18 protein-coding genes are annotated in these 14601 nt (G+C 68.8%); 9 read left to right on the top strand and 9 right to left on the bottom strand.

Going from position 1 to position 14601, the window contains the following annotated elements:
• Positions 1-13 precede the first annotated feature (13 nt).
• The 7 genes from sctE to FS845_RS02635 all read right to left on the bottom strand — a co-directional run bounded on the left by sctE (position 14) and on the right by FS845_RS02635 (position 5520).
• Complete coding sequence (gene sctE, locus FS845_RS02665) at positions 14-1228, bottom strand: type III secretion system translocon subunit SctE (RefSeq protein WP_144630582.1); 1215 nt, start codon at positions 1226-1228, stop codon at positions 14-16.
• Positions 1229-1248: 20 nt separating this feature from the next.
• Positions 1249-2190 (bottom strand): type III secretion system translocon subunit SctB, encoded by a 942-nt coding sequence (gene sctB, locus FS845_RS02660; RefSeq protein ID WP_144630581.1) that lies wholly within the window; start codon positions 2188-2190, stop codon positions 1249-1251.
• 69 nt (positions 2191-2259) lie between these two features.
• Entirely contained in the window at positions 2260-2760 is a 501-nt protein-coding gene (locus FS845_RS02655) for a SycD/LcrH family type III secretion system chaperone (protein WP_144630580.1), read from the bottom strand.
• Positions 2761-2803: 43 nt separating this feature from the next.
• Complete coding sequence (locus tag FS845_RS02650) at positions 2804-3100, bottom strand: hypothetical protein (RefSeq protein WP_144630579.1); 297 nt, start codon at positions 3098-3100, stop codon at positions 2804-2806.
• Between the two features lie 56 nt (positions 3101-3156).
• Positions 3157-3780, bottom strand: coding sequence for a hypothetical protein (locus tag FS845_RS02645; protein WP_144630578.1), 624 nt, complete (start codon positions 3778-3780; stop codon positions 3157-3159).
• Positions 3781-3947: 167 nt separating this feature from the next.
• The gene (locus tag FS845_RS02640; protein ID WP_144630577.1) at positions 3948-4571 is read right to left on the bottom strand and encodes a hypothetical protein; all 624 of its coding nucleotides are present in this window, start codon (positions 4569-4571) and stop codon (positions 3948-3950) included.
• Between the two features lie 97 nt (positions 4572-4668).
• The gene (locus tag FS845_RS02635; RefSeq protein ID WP_144630576.1) at positions 4669-5520 is read right to left on the bottom strand and encodes a hypothetical protein; all 852 of its coding nucleotides are present in this window, start codon (positions 5518-5520) and stop codon (positions 4669-4671) included.
• A 284-nt stretch (positions 5521-5804) separates the two neighbouring features.
• Between FS845_RS02635 and sctW the strand changes: the two genes are divergently transcribed.
• From sctW to FS845_RS02595, 8 genes are read left to right on the top strand one after another with little or no spacing between them, the layout of a single operon-like run.
• Complete coding sequence (sctW, locus tag FS845_RS02630; protein ID WP_144630575.1) at positions 5805-6905, top strand: type III secretion system gatekeeper subunit SctW; 1101 nt, start codon at positions 5805-5807, stop codon at positions 6903-6905.
• Entirely contained in the window at positions 6902-7294 is a 393-nt protein-coding gene (locus tag FS845_RS02625; protein ID WP_144630574.1) for a hypothetical protein, read from the top strand. The genes sctW and FS845_RS02625 overlap by 4 nt, the downstream gene beginning before the upstream one ends.
• A 12-nt stretch (positions 7295-7306) precedes the next feature.
• Positions 7307-7714, top strand: coding sequence for a hypothetical protein (locus FS845_RS02620; protein ID WP_144630573.1), 408 nt, complete (start codon positions 7307-7309; stop codon positions 7712-7714).
• Positions 7711-8073, top strand: coding sequence for a hypothetical protein (locus FS845_RS02615; protein WP_144630572.1), 363 nt, complete (start codon positions 7711-7713; stop codon positions 8071-8073). Before FS845_RS02620 ends, FS845_RS02615 begins: the two co-directional genes overlap by 4 nt.
• Before the next feature lie 8 nt (positions 8074-8081).
• The gene (gene sctV / locus FS845_RS02610; protein WP_144630571.1) at positions 8082-10175 is read left to right on the top strand and encodes a type III secretion system export apparatus subunit SctV; all 2094 of its coding nucleotides are present in this window, start codon (positions 8082-8084) and stop codon (positions 10173-10175) included.
• A gap of 10 nt (positions 10176-10185) precedes the next feature.
• Positions 10186-11625 carry a type III secretion system inner membrane ring subunit SctD gene (sctD, locus tag FS845_RS02605; protein ID WP_144630570.1) on the top strand — a complete coding sequence of 480 codons (1440 nt, stop codon included), beginning with the start codon at positions 10186-10188 and terminating at the stop codon, positions 11623-11625.
• A 20-nt stretch (positions 11626-11645) separates the two neighbouring features.
• Positions 11646-11921: a hypothetical protein gene (locus FS845_RS02600; protein ID WP_144630569.1), complete on the top strand. Its 276-nt coding sequence runs from the start codon at positions 11646-11648 to the stop codon at positions 11919-11921.
• A gap of 9 nt (positions 11922-11930) precedes the next feature.
• A complete protein-coding gene (locus tag FS845_RS02595; RefSeq protein WP_144630568.1) occupies positions 11931-12197 on the top strand; it encodes an EscF/YscF/HrpA family type III secretion system needle major subunit in 267 nt (88 codons plus the stop codon).
• A gap of 105 nt (positions 12198-12302) precedes the next feature.
• On the opposite strand, the gene FS845_RS02590 is transcribed toward FS845_RS02595, so the two are convergent.
• Positions 12303-12743: a type III secretion system chaperone gene (locus FS845_RS02590; RefSeq protein WP_260986112.1), complete on the bottom strand. Its 441-nt coding sequence runs from the start codon at positions 12741-12743 to the stop codon at positions 12303-12305.
• Between the two features lie 154 nt (positions 12744-12897).
• Between FS845_RS02590 and FS845_RS02585 the strand changes: the two genes are divergently transcribed.
• Positions 12898-13830 carry a hotdog domain-containing protein gene (locus FS845_RS02585; RefSeq protein WP_144630567.1) on the top strand — a complete coding sequence of 311 codons (933 nt, stop codon included), beginning with the start codon at positions 12898-12900 and terminating at the stop codon, positions 13828-13830.
• A gap of 19 nt (positions 13831-13849) precedes the next feature.
• Here the strand turns inward: FS845_RS02585 and FS845_RS02580 are convergent, their stop codons facing one another.
• Positions 13850-14599 carry an aspartate/glutamate racemase family protein gene (locus FS845_RS02580; protein WP_144630566.1) on the bottom strand — a complete coding sequence of 250 codons (750 nt, stop codon included), beginning with the start codon at positions 14597-14599 and terminating at the stop codon, positions 13850-13852.
• Between the last annotated feature and the right edge of the window lie 2 nt (positions 14600-14601).

Here is a 14601-nt window from a genome sequence, read left to right as displayed (position 1 = left end):
TGTGGCGCCGGCGTCAGACCGCCGCGCGCTTGCCTATGTTGGACGTGACCTGGGCCATGCTGTCGGCGGCGCCGGCGATCATCTTGGTCACGGCCTGCATGCCTTCCTCGATCTGCTGGATGACCTTCTTCAGCTCTTCGCGCCCTTCTTCCATCTGCTTCTGAAGCTTCACCATGGCCGCTTCCAGTTCCTTCTTGTCGGCGATGATGTTCTCGGCGTCGCGCTTGTCGATGGCTTCGGAGATCTTCAGGCCGCCGGTGGCCACCGAGGTGGCGCCCTGCACGATCTGGGCGCCCGCGCCCACCAGCGAACTGGCGATCTTGGTGGCCGCCGTGCCGGCGCTGCTGCCGCCGCTGACCACCGCCATGGCGATGCCCGCGGTGACCGCCGCGGCGATGCCGACCGCCATGCCGATGTAGCCGGCGGTCTGCTCGTCGGCGCCCGACAGCAGCGCGATGTTCTGCGCCATGCCGCCCAGCAGCTGCGGCTCGACCAGCAGCATTACCGGCACGGCAATGGCCAGCACGCCGCCCATGACGCGGCCGATGCGCTCGGCGGTCTCGGGCGGCACGCCGCACGCTTCCAGGAACTTGCCGACCATGGTCTGCACCAGGTTGCCGATGCTGATCTCGGGGCCGCCGCATTCCTGCGAGATCTGGTCGGCCAGCGAGATGGTGGCGCCCACCGCGCCGATCACGGCCATGGCCAGCAGCGGCGCGGCCGCGCCGCCCGAGGCCACCGTGGCCACCGCGGCGATGGCCACCGCCGCGATGGAGGCGATGACGGCAGCGATCTTGCCGATCCAGCCGAAGATCTTGCCCAGCAGGCCCTTGCTGTCGGCCTCCTTGCACTTGTCGATCCAGTCCTTGATCTTGTCGAGCTGGGCCTCGGTGTTCTTCTCGGCCTTGACGCGGGCGCTTTCCAGGCCTTTCTGGGCGGCGGCAAGCTGGGCGTCCTGGCTCTTGCCCTTCAGGCTGCGCAGCAGGTCGACCATGTCGGCCGCGTTGAAGGTGGTGGCGGGCGCGGCCAGGGCCGGCGCGCCGCGCTCGTCGGTCAGGCGCTCGCCGCTGGCGGGCGCCTTGCCGCCCTCGAGCTGGGCGACCATGGTCTGCAGCTCGGCCAGCAGCTTCAGGCCGTCGGCGCGGGCGGCCTGCGGCGGCGCATCGGCCTGCACGCCGCCCGGCAGCGGCGGCAGGACGCCGCCGAAATTCGGTTGGATGGAGCTCATGGCGATTCCTCGATCCGGCGTCAGATGTTGCGGGCGATGCCGCGGTTGGTCTCCATGCGCGACTGGTCGATCGAACTCAGCTTGTCGCGCACGTCGCGGATGACGTCCATCATCTGCTGCATCAGCTCGTTGGCCTTCTGCGAGCTGTCTTCCTGCACCTTGGCCTGCGCCTCCAGCTCGGCGCGCTTGGCGTCATGCTCGGCGGCCTTGCGTTCCTGCGTGGCGTTGACGATGGTGCCGATGCCGCCCAGCACCTGGCCGGACGCCGCGCCGGTGCTGTTGAGCACCTGCGAGCGGTTGGTGTGGGTGCTGGCCTGGCCTTCCAGCGTCTTGGCGTTGGCCGACGAGACGCCCGCATCGGCCATCAGGTCGCGGCGCTCGGCCCGGGTCAGGCCCGCGGCCGCGGCTTCCTTCGTGGTGGCCGCGGCGGCTTCCGAGCTCTTGGCGGCCTGCTGCTGCAGCCCGGCGGCCTTGGCGCCCTGGATGCCCGAGGCGATGCCCGCCCCCATCTGCATCGCGCCCGCGGCGATCTGGAAGGCGCCCTGCACGATGGCGCCGACCATGCGGTCCTGCGCGGCGTTGCGGATTTCCTGAGCCGCGCTCTTGAGCGTGGCCACCTGGGCGGACAGGTCGGCGTCGCGCACCTGGCGGGCGGCGTCGCGCTGCTCCTGCGCGCACTTCTGGAACAAGGCCATCACCGCGTAGATGTCGGTGCCCAGCGCTTCCACGTCCAGCTTGGACAGCGCCTGCGAGGCGTCGCTGCCGCCGGCCTGGTAGTCGGACGTCGGCGACTTCACGCCGCGCGCACCCAGCGCGTCGCGCGTATCGCCGCCGCGCTGCATGCTGGCGTCGAGCATCAGGTAGGCCGCGCCGGCCTTGGCGGTCGACTGGGGCTGATCGACGTCGGTCGTCGGGCCCAGGCCGGCCACGCCGCCCGCGTTCGGATTGAAAGTGATGTTCATGTCGGCTCCTTGTCCTGTCGGCCGGCCCGCGGCATCGCCGCGATCGCCGGCCCCTCTGGGTTCTCGTGCTTATTGCATCCGGGCCCGGACGGCCTGCAGCATCGCCGCGGCGCGCGCCCGGGTGGCGGAATGCGCCTCGCCCTGCGCAAGCTCGACGGCCATGGCCAGCGACTCGGCGGCTTCGGGAAGGCGCCCCAGCGCCAGCAGGCATTCGGCGCTGTGGTAGGCCGGCGCAGGGTCGTCCAGGCGCATCATCGCCACGATCATGTACTGCCGCAGCGCGTCCTCGTAGCGGCCCAGCATCTGGGCCGCCCCGCCGAACGCCATCTGGTAGCGCGCGTCCATGTGGTTGTAGGCCGTGACCTGGGCGAACGCCTTCATGGCATCGGAGTACTTGCCCTGCTGGTACAGGGCGTGGCCGTATGCGTACAGGGCCTCGCATTCGTCCTCGGTGATGTCCATGGCCTGGCCCAAGGTACCGCCGCTGCGCCACAGGGCGGCCAGTTCGTCGACCATCCTGGCCGCGTCCTGCGGGGTCAGGTCCGCGCCGGTATCCGGGTTCGTGCTCATGTTCTACGCCTTGTCGAAGTCGTTTGCGGGGCGGAGGGACGCATCAAACCATCGGGCGCGGACGGCGGGCGCCGCCGCCGCTGCGCGCGGCGTTGGCGAAGCTGGCGCGCGCCAGTTCCTCGCCCACTTCGCGGTCGATGTCCTCCAGGTCCTTGCGGAACTGGGCTTCGGCCTCGGCGGCTTCCTTCGGGCCGAGCTGGCCGGCCAGCACGGCGCGGGCCTTCTCGGGGTCGAGGCCCTGCGAGAGGAAGAATTCGTTGCTGGCATCGAGGCTGCGTTGCGCCTCGGCCACCAGAGCCTCGGCTTCGCGGATGATCTGTTCGGGGGTCTTCTGCGACATGATGTTCCTGGATATCGATGAGTGATCTGAAAACCGAATCGAGCCGTGGGGCCGGCTCAGCGCATGTTGCCGATGATGCTGGAGCGGCTGTCCTGCATCTTCTTGACGAAGTTGGTCATGACGTCGAACGCCTCGTTGCGCTTGTTCGACAGGCTTTGCAGGCGCAGCATGTCCATCTGCTGCGAATTGCTTTCCGCGTCGATCATCCCCTTGATCTTGGTGATGGCGGCGTCGATCTCGCCCTTGGTAGTGCCGCCCGCGAACACGCTGGTGCCGGTGATCAGCTTGCCTTCGTTGCCGTCCTTCGTCTCGCCCGTGTCGGGGGTGCGCTGGCCGGTGCGGCTGGTGAAGCCCAGGTCGGACAGGCCGGCTTCCTGGACGGCGTCGTTCAGCGGCAGCTCGATGCTGTTGATTTTCTCGGCGTTCCAGCCGCCGATGGTGTCGCCGGCCTTGGCGTCGGAGTTGAACTGCGACTGGGCCTTGGTCAGCGTGCTCAGCACGTTGTTCAGCTTGGCGATCTGGTCGTTGCGGCTCTGCACCGACTTGATCTGGTCGGCCAGCTGGGCATCCAGCAGGCGGGTGCGCTCGCCCTGCACGGCCATCAGGGCCGTCTCGATATCCATGCTGGAGATATCGATGTTGGAAACCAGCATGTTGCCGCTGACGCCGGAAGTGCTCATGGTGGATCTCGCTTATTGAGGTCTGGATCGCGCACGAGGCGCGGTTCGGTCATGACTGCGGGGCCGCCGGCTTTTCCCTTCATGGGGCCGGCGCCCCGCAACTGTCTGGTAAGTAACGGCCGCGCGGTTCGGGTTCCCTGCGCGCTGCGCTGTTTTTGCCCGCGCCCTCAGCGCATGTTGCCGATGATGCTGGAGCGGCTGTCCTGCATCTTCTTGACGAAGTTGGTCATCACGTCGAAGGCCTCGTTGCGCTTGTTCGACAGGCTCTGCAGGCGCAGCATGTCCATCTGCTGGGAGTTGCTTTCCGCGTCGATCATGCCCTTGACCTTGGTGATCATGGCGTCCAGGTCGCCCTTGGTGGTGAAGCCGCGCAGCCCACCGTCCAGCATGACGGCATTGCCGTTCTCGTCGACGCTGTTGGTCAGGGCCGGGCCCACCGTCTGCAGGCCGGGCGAGGTGATGCCGGCTTCGATCAGCGAGGTGTTGACCTGGCGCTCCAGGGGCCAGCTCTGGTCCTTGCGCCAGGCCTTGTCGCCGGTGCTGTCCAGGTTGTCGGTGGCCTTGGCGTCGCCCGGGAACAGGCCGGCGGCCTGCGTCAGGCCGCTCAGCACGTTGTTCAGCTTGGCGATCTGGTCGTTGCGGCCCTGCACCGCCTTGATCTGGTCGGCCAGTTGGGCGTCCAGCAGGCGCGTGCGCTCGCCCTGCACGGCCATCAGGGCCGTCTCGAGGTCCATCGACGAGATGTCGATGTTGGAAACCATCATGTTGTTGCCGACGCCGGAAGTGCTCATGGTGATCTCGCTCTCTGGTCTTGAAGGGCCGTACCGGCCCCGGAGTGTCTGGTGAGTAACGGCGGCACGCGCCGAGTTCCCTGTGGCGGCGGGCGCCTCAGCGCATGTTGCCGATGATGCTGGAACGGCTGTCCTGCATCTTCTTGATGAAGTTCGTCATCACTTCGAAGGCCTCGTTGTTCTTGTTGGTCAGGCTCTGCAGGCGCAGCATTTCCATCTGCTGGGAATTGCTGACGCCGTCGACCTGGCGCTTGAGGTCGTCCACAGAGGTGCGCAGGTCCTTCGCCTTGGCCGTGTTGTCGGCGATGCTCTTGTCCGCGTTCTCGATGCTGGCCTGCAGCGTGGTCGCACGGGCGTCCGCGGCGGCCTTCTGGCTTTCCAGGCCGCTGATCTTGCTGCCCAGTTCGTTCACCCACGTCTGCACCGTCTTGCCCTTGGCGTCCATGGTGTGGTTGCCGTCGACGTTGCGCGGCGCATCGGCGCCGGTGGGGATGGTCAGGCCGGCGGCCTGCACCTGGTCCCAGGTCTTCCAGGACAGCGCGCCGTCATCGCCCTGGCCATACGACAGGCCGTAGAAACCCTCGGGATCGGGACACTTGCTGGCGCTCAGGCGGGACTGCAGGTCCTTCAGCTCGGCGATCTGGGTGCCCAGCGAGGCCGATTCCGCCTGGGTGGCGGACAGCGAGGCGGTGTCGGCCCCCTTCTGGCTGGCCAGCGCGACGTTCTGCTGGTCCAGCTCATTGGCCTGGGTCTGATTTGCCGTGATCTGATTATTAAGATCGGCGATCTGCTTGTTTTTCGCGTTGACCGAGTCCAGTTGCGAGCGCAGCGAGCTCTCCAGCAGCTGGGTGCGCTGGCTCTGCACGGCCATCATGGCGGTTTCCAGGTCAACGGACGACAGGTCGATGCTGCCGATCTGGCCGGTATTGCCTACAGCGAAGTTGCTCATGTTCGATTCCGGTTGCATGGGGTGGAGGGGCCCCGGGCGGCGCCCGCGCAGGGCTGCCTGGCAGCGCATGACGGTTGAGTAACGCGTCCCGGGCAACGGTTCCATCGCCCGCGACCAGCGGCGCGTCCCATCTGCGCGGCCCGCCGTGGCGGCGGGCGGCCAGCGTGGCCCGGCCAGCGTGGCGAAGACCCGGGGCATTCCTTTTTTCGCCGGACGACGGAACCATTCCGTCCGAGGCGTTACTACCGCATGACCGGGCACGCCGCCCCCACGCCCGTTTCGCCATGAATCGCATCGACGGACCGCTCTCGAACGGATTTACCTCGCTCGCCGCGCAGGCCAACGCCGGCCAGGCGCAGTCGCGCGCGGGCACGCTGATGGGCGAGACGGCCGTGCAGGTCGAAGGCGAGTTCTCCTTGGCCGACTCGGCCGAGGAGCTCAGCCTGCACATGGCCGAGAAGACCGAGGACAAGCACCACTCCGAACGCAAGGTCAAGGGCGACCGGCCGCTGGAACTGCTGGACACCAGCGAGATCGTCGACGCGCTGTCGCACGGCAAGGACGGCGACGCCCAGCAGAAGCTGGAAGAACTGGTCAAGAAGCTGATGACCGGCCAGGGCTCGCCGCGCCAATTGGCCGGCCAGGCGTTCGGCGACATCTCGCAGCAGTACCTCGGGCTGCAATACGCCCTGCGCCAGGGCGAACGCGACGGGGCCGATCCCGCCATCCTCGAGGCCATCCGCGATGCGCTGGCCGACATGGAGATCGAGAGCGGCCCCGAGATCCGCGCCGGCCTGAACAGCTTGCAGAGCGCCGGCGAGTTCGCCGACGACGCGGCGGGGGTGCAGCAATTCCAGAGCACCTACCGCGACCTGGTGCTGGGCGAGCAGACCTTGTCCAAGACGCTGGACCTGGCGCTGGAGCGCTTCGGCGGCGAAGACGTCGGCCGCGGCCTGGCCCAGCTGACCGCAGCGCTTGGGCACGACCTGGCCGCCGCGCGGCCGTCCACCGATGCCAACCGCCTGCAGGCGCTGGTCAGCGACCTGTACCACCTGGAAGTGGCGGCCACGGTGCTCGACAGCTGCCACGAGCTGTCGGGCAAGCTGCAGCAGACTACCGGGCGCGGCCTGGACGCCACCCGCCTGATGCGCGACCTGGTGTCGGTCAGCAACGAGAAATGGGTGTCCGAGTCGCGCTTCACCAGCATGGCCATGCAGCACGGCGTCTCGTCCATCGAGGGACGCATCTCATTCCACGCCGGGATCAAGACCATGCTGCGCGAGCTGCCGGTGCAGATCTACCCCGACAGCGACACCCGGCTGTCCATCATCAATGCCTCGCAAGCCGCGCTGGACATTGCCATCGACGAGGAAGACCAGCAATGAGCAGTCCGGAACTCACCCTGCGCCAGTTCGGACAGGCGGCCGGCTTCGACGACCTGTCGTTCGACGCGCGCGGCCACGCCGTGCTGCAGGCCGGCTCCGGCCGCCAGATCGGCGTGGAACGCACCGCCGGCCGCGACGTGATGGTCTACCTGACGCACCCGCTGGACTACGACGCCGGCGCGTGGCTGCTGCGCGCCTGGAAACGCGCCCACCACAGCCGCCTGGAAGACTGGCCGGTGCAGGCCGCGCTGCGCGAATCGCCCGACGGCCAGCGCCGCCTGGTCGCGCTGGTGCGCGTGCCCGAGTCCGAATTCACGACGCTGCGCCTGAACCAGGCCCTCGAAACCCTGTCGCGCTGGATGGATGCCGTGCGCGACGACGCCTATTGACGAGGACCGACCATGTCCGACCTGCGCATCAACGGCCTGGCCTTCGACCGCGGCATAGACGATATCGTCTATGCCGGCAAGGACACGGGCACGCGCCAGCTGCCCGACCGGCAGGACCTGCCACCCTCGGCCGACGGCGTGCGGGCCCAGCTCAGCCAGCTGCTGGACAAGCCCAACACCGACCGTTTCCTGGACGAGGCCCTGAAACCCGCCATCGGCAACCGAGAACTGCTCAGTCCGGGCAGGTTCTCGCAGGCCCTGGCGCAGGCGCAGCAGGCGCTGGCGGACGCCGCCGAACGGGCCCAGCAGAACGGCGACGATGCCGGCAAGGTCCTCAACCGCGCCGTGCGCCTGCTGAAGGAAGAAGCCGGCCTGCGCGAGCTGATCGCCATGTATCGCAGCGTGCTGTACCAGGGATGAGCGCCGCCCCCGCCCTGAGCCCGGACGGCGCCGAACTGATCGGCCTGCTGTCCTATATCTATCTGGAAAACGACCGCCCCGAAAAGGCGGCCGTGCTGCTGGCCGCGCTCGAGGCGCTGGAACTGGCCGCGCCGCGCCAGCGCGTCACCCTGGCCCTGGCGCAGCTGCGCGCCGGCAAGCCCGACACCGCCCTGGCCACGCTCGAGCGCGTGGCCCTGCAGGGCGGCATGGACGCCGCCTTCCACCTGGTGCGCGCCCAGGCCCTGCTGGCGCTGGAGCGCCGCCCCGAGGCAGCCGCCGCGATGCGCGCCTACGTGGCGATGCGCGGCGCCGGCGCAACCCCCAATACCCCTCGCTGAAGGCATCGATGCAAGCCCTCAACCGCGCCGTCGCCGTCGTCACCAGCCGCAACGACATCGTCCTGGCCGTCCTGATCGTGGCGATCATCTTCATGATGATCCTGCCGCTGCCCACCACGCTGGTGGACGTGCTGATCGGCGCCAACATGACGCTGTCCGCGATCCTGCTGATGGTGGCCATGTACCTGCCCTCGCCACTGGCGTTCTCGTCGTTCCCGTCGGTGCTGCTGGTGACCACGCTGTTCCGCCTGGGCATTTCCATCGCTACCACCCGCCTGATCCTGCTGCAGGGCGACGCGGGCCACATCATCGAGACCTTCGGCAACTTCGTCGTGGGCGGCAACCTCATCGTCGGCCTGGTGGTGTTCCTGATCCTGACCATCGTGCAGTTCGTGGTCATCACCAAGGGCGCGGAACGCGTGGCCGAAGTGGCGGCGCGCTTCTCGCTGGACGCCATGCCGGGCAAGCAGATGTCGATCGACGCCGACCTGCGCGCCGGCACCATCGACATGGACGAGGCCCGCAAGCGCCGCACCATCGTCGAGAAGGAAAGCCAGCTGTACGGCGCCATGGACGGCGCCATGAAGTTCGTCAAGGGCGACGCCATCGCCGGCCTGATCATCGTGGCCGTCAACCTGCTGGGCGGCATCCTGATCGGCACCATGCAGCGCGGCCTGTCGGCCGGCGAGGCCGTGCAGGTCTATTCCATCCTGACCATCGGCGACGGCCTGATCGCGCAGATCCCGGCCCTGTTCATCGCCATCTGCGCGGGCATCATCGTCACGCGCGTGCAGACGGGCGACGGCCCGTCCAACGTGGGCAAGGACATCGGCGCCCAGATCCTGGCCCAGCCGCGCGCCCTGCTGATCGCCGCGGCCATCGCCGTGGGCATGGGCCTGATTCCCGGCATGCCCACGCTGACATTCGTGGCGCTGGCCGCGGTGGTGGGATCCATCGGCTTCGTGCTGATGCGCGGCACGCGCAAGGTGGTGGACGAGAAGACCGGCGAGATCACCGAGATCCCCGCGCTGCAGGCCGACGGCAAGCCGCCCGCGGCCAAGGCCAGGACCGACGGCAGCGCCGAGTTCGCGCCCACGCTGCCGCTGATGATCGACGTGGCCGCCGCGCTGCAGAAGCACTTCGACGCCAATGAACTGAACGAAGAACTGCTGAAGATCCGCCGCGCGCTGTATTTCGACCTGGGCGTGCCCTTCCCCGGCATCCAGCTGCGCTTCAACGAGGCCCTGCCCGAGGACAGTTACCACATCATGCTGTCCGAGGTGCCGGTGTCGCAGGGCAAGCTGCGGCCGGGCCACGTGCTGGTGCGCGACACCGAACAGAACCTGCAGGCGCTGCAGGTGCCGTACGAAACCGACAAGCGCTTCCTGCCCGGCGTGCCCACCATCTGGGCCGACGCCAAACTGTCGCCCACGCTGGCCGGCGCGGGCATCCCGTTCCTGGACGCGAATCAGATCCTGACCTGGCACCTGGCCTTCGTGCTGAAGAAGTATTCGTCGGACTTCATCGGCATCCAGGAAACGCGCTTCCTGCTGTCGGCCATGGAAGACCGCTATCCCGACCTGGTGAAGGAAGCGTTGCGCGTGATGCCGGTGCAGAAGATCGCCGAGATCATGCAACGCCTGGTGTCCGAGGACATCTCGGTGCGCAACCTGCGCGCCGTGCTCGAGTCGCTGATCGAATGGGGCCAGAAGGAAAAGGACTCGGTGCTGCTGACCGAGTACGTGCGCGTCTCGCTCAAGCGTCACATCAGCTACAAGTACTCCAGCGGCCAGAACATCCTGCCGGCCTACCTGCTGGCGCCCAACGTCGAGGAGACCGTGCGCGGCGCGATCCGCCAGACCTCGGCGGGCAGCTACCTGGCGCTGGACCCCTCGGCCAGCAAGAAGCTGGTCGAGAACATCAAGCGCGCCGTGGGTGACCTGTCCGGCACCTCGCGCAAGCCCGTGCTGCTGACCTCCATGGACATCCGGCGCTACCTGCGCAAGATGATCGAGCAGGACCTGTACGAACTGCCCGTGCTGTCCTACCAGGAGCTCACCCAGGAGATCAACGTGCAGCCGCTGGCGCGGGTGGACCTGTGAGGACGGAACGATGAGCCCGCAAGGCCACGCCAAGGCCGCCCCCTCGCCGGACGTGCTGGAACTGCGCGTGCTGTCCGGCCTGCACCGCGAAGCCAGCTGCGTGGCGGAGGACGGCGCGCTGCTGGGCGCGGATCCCGCCTGCGACGTGGTACTGGCCGACGAAGGGCTGGGCGCGCAGGCGGCGAGGCTGCGCATCGGCGCCAATGGCTGGGACCTCGCGCCCGGCCAGGGCGCGCCGGCCGGCGCCGCCGAGCCCGCCACGCCCTTCAACCAGCCGATGCCGCTGGGCCCGGTGTGGGTCACCGTGGCGCGCCGCTCCGACCCCTGGGCGGCGCAGCCGGTCGCGGCCAACGATGGCGATGCGTCCGGCGCGGCGCTGATCGGGGTGTCCGTGGCCGCTGCCGCGGCGGCGGGTGCTCCTGCGGATGGCGACCCGGCGGACGGCGCGCAGGCAGGCGCCTCGGCGGCAGGTCCCGCATCGACCGGCTCGACAGGCAGCGCCGCCGCCGATGGCCGCCCCGCCATCCCTGCCCTGCCCCGCCCCCGCAAGCGCGACAACTGGCCCCTGGTGCTGGGGCTGGCCGCCGTGGTGCTGACCATCGTCGTGGCGATCTGCATGGCGTGGCTGCTGCCGTCCACGCCCAGGAAGGCGCTCGAGCGTCCCGACCCGCGCCAGGCCGCCGAGCGCTCCATCGGCCAGATCACCGCCGCGCTGGAGCGCCTGGGCCTGGCCTCGCGCCTGCACGTGGCCATGTCGCGCGACGGCACCGTGCTGGTCAGCGGCTGGGTGCGCAACGCGGCCGAGCAGGACCGCGTCGCCTCGGCCCTGTCGCAGATCTGGCCCATGCCGGCGATGCGCGTCAGCGCCGAGGACGCCGCCGTCAACAGCGCCACGGCCACGCTGAAGGCCTTCGGCGTGCGCTATGCCGCCCGCTACGACGGCGACGGCCGCATGACCATCCTGGGCATCGCGGCCAGCGCGCGCGAGCGCGCCTCGGCGCTGGACGCCGTGCGCGCCCAGCTGCCGGGCATGACGGTGCTGGGCAACGACATCGCGCTGGCGCCCGACGTGGCCGACGCCCTGGCCGCGCGGTTGGCCGAGGCCGGCCTGTCGGGCATCGCGCTCGCCTGGAAAAGCGACCGCCTGGAAGCCGGCGCGGGCGGCCTGGACGACGAGCAGCTGGCGCAGCTGCAGGACGTGGTGGCGCGCTTCAACGCCACGCACCTCGACGTGGTGGCCCTGGCCAGGCCCGCCGCAGCCAGCCGCCAGTTCGCCGACAGCGTGCCGTTCGGCATCCGCAGCGTGGTCGGCGGCCCGCAACCCTTCGTGGTGCTGGAAGACGGCAGTAAATTGCTGGTCGGCGGCACGTACAGGCAGTACCGTCTGACCGCGGTCGAACCCAGGCGCCTGGTCTTCGACGGCCCGCGTCCGGCCATCGTGCTGCGCTGACCTCCCTCTCCGGATCCGACATGACCCTAGCCCTGACCGATCTCGAATCCCGCCTGGCCTCGGCCGACGGCGTGGCCCTGCGCCACGCGCTGGCCGGCCGGGCGGCCGCGCTGGAATCGCGCCTGCGCGCGGCCATCGCCGCGGGCCTGCCGCGCGAGCAGTTCCCCGCCTTCGAGGCCGCGGCCAATGCCGCCGCGGCCGCGCAGTCCGTCCTCGCCTCCCAACCCCCGGCGCAAGACGCGGCCCAGCCGGCCTCGCTCTTCGCATCGGCTTTCCCGTCGTTCCCCCCTCGCTAAGGAGCCGCCATGGCGCTCAACGGTATCTCCGGCTCTGCCGGCCTGAACTTCAACAACGTCAACAACACCGTCTACGACAGCATCCGCACGCAGGAAACCAACCTGCGCCAGACCCTGTCGACCATCAGCACCGGCGCCGACGGCAGCGTCTCGCAGGCCGACATGCTGGCCATGCAGCAGCAGATCTCGCAGTGGACGATGATGGTGGAAGTGCAGAGCACCATCACCAAGTCGATCTCGGATTCGCTGAAGGGCGTGATCCAGAAGTCGTCCTGATCGCTTCACGCCGGGCGGCGTGAAAAAACGAAAGGGCCTTGCGCGGCACGCCGCGCAAGGCCCTTGTCTCGTCAGGCTATTCCGCCGGCCTTGAACGACGATGCGTCAAACAGGCAGGAACATCGCCGGATTGAAGGAACTGGGCGCCGGCGCGGCCGGCTCGCGCGCCAGCCTTTCGGTCCAGGCATCGGCCTGGTTCAGCAGGGATTCCACCGCGCCCAACAATCCGACGGCGCTGCACTCGGGCAGCGGCAACGCCAGCTGCATGTGCACCTTGCCGTCAGGGCAGCGGCACACCACCGCGCCGCGGCCGGCCTGCATGAAGTTCGCCTTGGCCATCAGGTCGGCGCATCCCTGCGCATTGCCCGCTTCGGGCAGCACGCACGACAGCAGCACCTGGCCGCGCGCGCCCATGTGGATCAGCTGCACCACGTGCCGCCCGTCGAAGACGAGCTGGCAGAGCTCCGCGCTCGTCGGGGCCAGGCCGGGCATGCCCAGGGCATGGCCGAACTCGGAGACTATCCGCGCAAAGGTCGGATCAGGCACAGGACAACTCAGGATGGGCAAAAGGAGGGGTTCCAGGATTGTAGAGGCATATCTCAACATTGCAGGCATTTGTTTCATATCAGGATAGCCGCAGTGGTGTAACAATGCAGGGGCTTGAACATCACCCGTTTCCCTGCACGCGCTGCCTCTCTCAATGTCCGACGCCTCTTCCCTCATCCTGCGCCAGGTCCTGCGCGGCCTTGCCCTGAATCGCGAACCCGGCTGGAACTTTCCCGGCAACTTCTTCGAACTCTCCTTCGACGAATTGGGCACCACCGACGCGCGCCTGTCGCTCCAACCCGGCCCCCATTGCATCCTGCCCGACGGCCAGGCCAGCATCGCCGCGGTCTGCATCCTGGCCGACGTCGCGCTGGCGATCGCCATGCGCGGCCACGCCGGCTATGCCATGCGCATGGCCACGGTCACGCTGGCGCTGCAGTTCACCGGCGCGCCGCGCCGCGGGCCACTCGAGGCCGTCAGCCACTTCGACGGCCTGCACGACGGGCTGGCGCGCAGCCAGGGCCTGGCGCGTGCCGAGTTGACGGCCGGCGGGCAGCCGCTGTGCACCGTTCACGGCAGCTTCCAGATGCTGGACGACCGCAGCGACCTGCCGCCCATCCCGCTGCGCAAGCGCGGCGTCTCGCCCGAGCCGCAGATGTTGACGCCCGACATGCTCGATACGCACGAACGCGCCATCTACGAGCATGCGCGACAGGCCGTGGAACCCGGCGCCGAAGGCTTCGAACAGCGCTTCTGGGGCATCCGGCCGCACGCGCATCCGGGCGGCGCCACCGGCATCCTGGAGAACGGCCCGCACGTAGGCAACCGCGTCGGCCATACCCAGGGCGGCCTGACCTTCGCGCTGGCCGCGCAGACCGCGCAGGCCGCGCTGGGCGACGACTGGAACATGGTGGGCATCTCGACCTGGTACGTGCGCCCCGGCACGGGCGCCGCGCTGCGCGCCGCCGCCGAGATCGCGCATCAGGGCGGCACCACGGCGGTGGTGAAGGTCGATGTGAAGGACGAGGACGGCCGCCTGGTGCTGGCCGCGATGGCGAACCTGTCGCGCAGGGCTGCGCAGGCGTAGGCCTGCGCCTACGGACAGTTCAACGGGGCGCCAGCAGCGCCCCGGCGCCAGGGACCACGGGCTCCAGGCCCAGCAGATCCAGCATGCGCCACACCGTGCAGGCGGCGGTCGACACGACGGGAACGTCCATCGTGTCCTGCACGATCCGCAAGGCGGCCAGGGAAGGCATCTGCACGCAGGCGGACAACACCACGGCATCGACCCCTCGCGTGTCCAGCCGCTTCACGTCTTCCACCAACTGCATCGGATCGCGCCGACCGACCTCGAGGTTGTCGGGAATCTCGAAGCTCATCGCATCGACGACTTCGATGCCTTCATGCTCGATGTAGGCGACGACCTGATCCGTCAAAGGCCGCATATAGGGCGCCATGAGGGATATCCTGCGCGCGCCGATGCTGTGCAGGCCCTCGATCAGCGCGCCCGCGGACGTCATCACGGGCGCCTGGCACTGGTTGGCGCGCGCCGCCTCGCCCAGCTCCAGCTCGGTACGGCGATGGGTTCCGGGACCCATCGCCATGATCGCCACCAGGCATGCCGTACTGATCACGTCCATGCGCGCATCGGCGAGCTCCGCCGCGCAGCGCAGTCCTTGCCGATTCATGGCTTCGAGTTCTTCGCGGGTCACCTTGTGCATCCGCATGCGGCTGCTGTGGAAGGTGAACGTGTCCGGGCGTATGGCCTCGCGCGCGCGGAGCATCGCCGGAATCTCGGTTTCCATGGTGGTATTGGAGCTGGGGACGATCTGGCCGATTCGATAAGGGCGTGCCATCG

The organism is Bordetella genomosp. 13, from assembly GCF_007679965.1.
Classification (GTDB): Bacteria; Pseudomonadota; Gammaproteobacteria; order Burkholderiales; family Burkholderiaceae_B; genus Bordetella.
This window is presented reverse-complemented; position numbering and strand designations above follow the sequence as displayed.

Coding starts and splice junctions, on each gene's coding strand:
- sctE (WP_144630582.1), bottom strand. CDS start 1,228: ATGAGCTCCATCCAACCGAATTTCGGCGGCGTCCTGCCGCCGCTGCCG.
- sctB (WP_144630581.1), bottom strand. CDS start 2,190: ATGAACATCACTTTCAATCCGAACGCGGGCGGCGTGGCCGGCCTGGGC.
- FS845_RS02655 (WP_144630580.1), bottom strand. CDS start 2,760: ATGAGCACGAACCCGGATACCGGCGCGGACCTGACCCCGCAGGACGCG.
- FS845_RS02650 (WP_144630579.1), bottom strand. CDS start 3,100: ATGTCGCAGAAGACCCCCGAACAGATCATCCGCGAAGCCGAGGCTCTG.
- FS845_RS02645 (WP_144630578.1), bottom strand. CDS start 3,780: ATGAGCACTTCCGGCGTCAGCGGCAACATGCTGGTTTCCAACATCGAT.
- FS845_RS02640 (WP_144630577.1), bottom strand. CDS start 4,571: ATGAGCACTTCCGGCGTCGGCAACAACATGATGGTTTCCAACATCGAC.
- FS845_RS02635 (WP_144630576.1), bottom strand. CDS start 5,520: ATGAGCAACTTCGCTGTAGGCAATACCGGCCAGATCGGCAGCATCGAC.
- sctW (WP_144630575.1), top strand. CDS start 5,805: ATGAATCGCATCGACGGACCGCTCTCGAACGGATTTACCTCGCTCGCC.
- FS845_RS02625 (WP_144630574.1), top strand. CDS start 6,902: ATGAGCAGTCCGGAACTCACCCTGCGCCAGTTCGGACAGGCGGCCGGC.
- FS845_RS02620 (WP_144630573.1), top strand. CDS start 7,307: ATGTCCGACCTGCGCATCAACGGCCTGGCCTTCGACCGCGGCATAGAC.
- FS845_RS02615 (WP_144630572.1), top strand. CDS start 7,711: ATGAGCGCCGCCCCCGCCCTGAGCCCGGACGGCGCCGAACTGATCGGC.
- sctV (WP_144630571.1), top strand. CDS start 8,082: ATGCAAGCCCTCAACCGCGCCGTCGCCGTCGTCACCAGCCGCAACGAC.
- sctD (WP_144630570.1), top strand. CDS start 10,186: ATGAGCCCGCAAGGCCACGCCAAGGCCGCCCCCTCGCCGGACGTGCTG.
- FS845_RS02600 (WP_144630569.1), top strand. CDS start 11,646: ATGACCCTAGCCCTGACCGATCTCGAATCCCGCCTGGCCTCGGCCGAC.
- FS845_RS02595 (WP_144630568.1), top strand. CDS start 11,931: ATGGCGCTCAACGGTATCTCCGGCTCTGCCGGCCTGAACTTCAACAAC.
- FS845_RS02585 (WP_144630567.1), top strand. CDS start 12,898: ATGTCCGACGCCTCTTCCCTCATCCTGCGCCAGGTCCTGCGCGGCCTT.
- FS845_RS02580 (WP_144630566.1), bottom strand. CDS start 14,599: ATGGCACGCCCTTATCGAATCGGCCAGATCGTCCCCAGCTCCAATACC.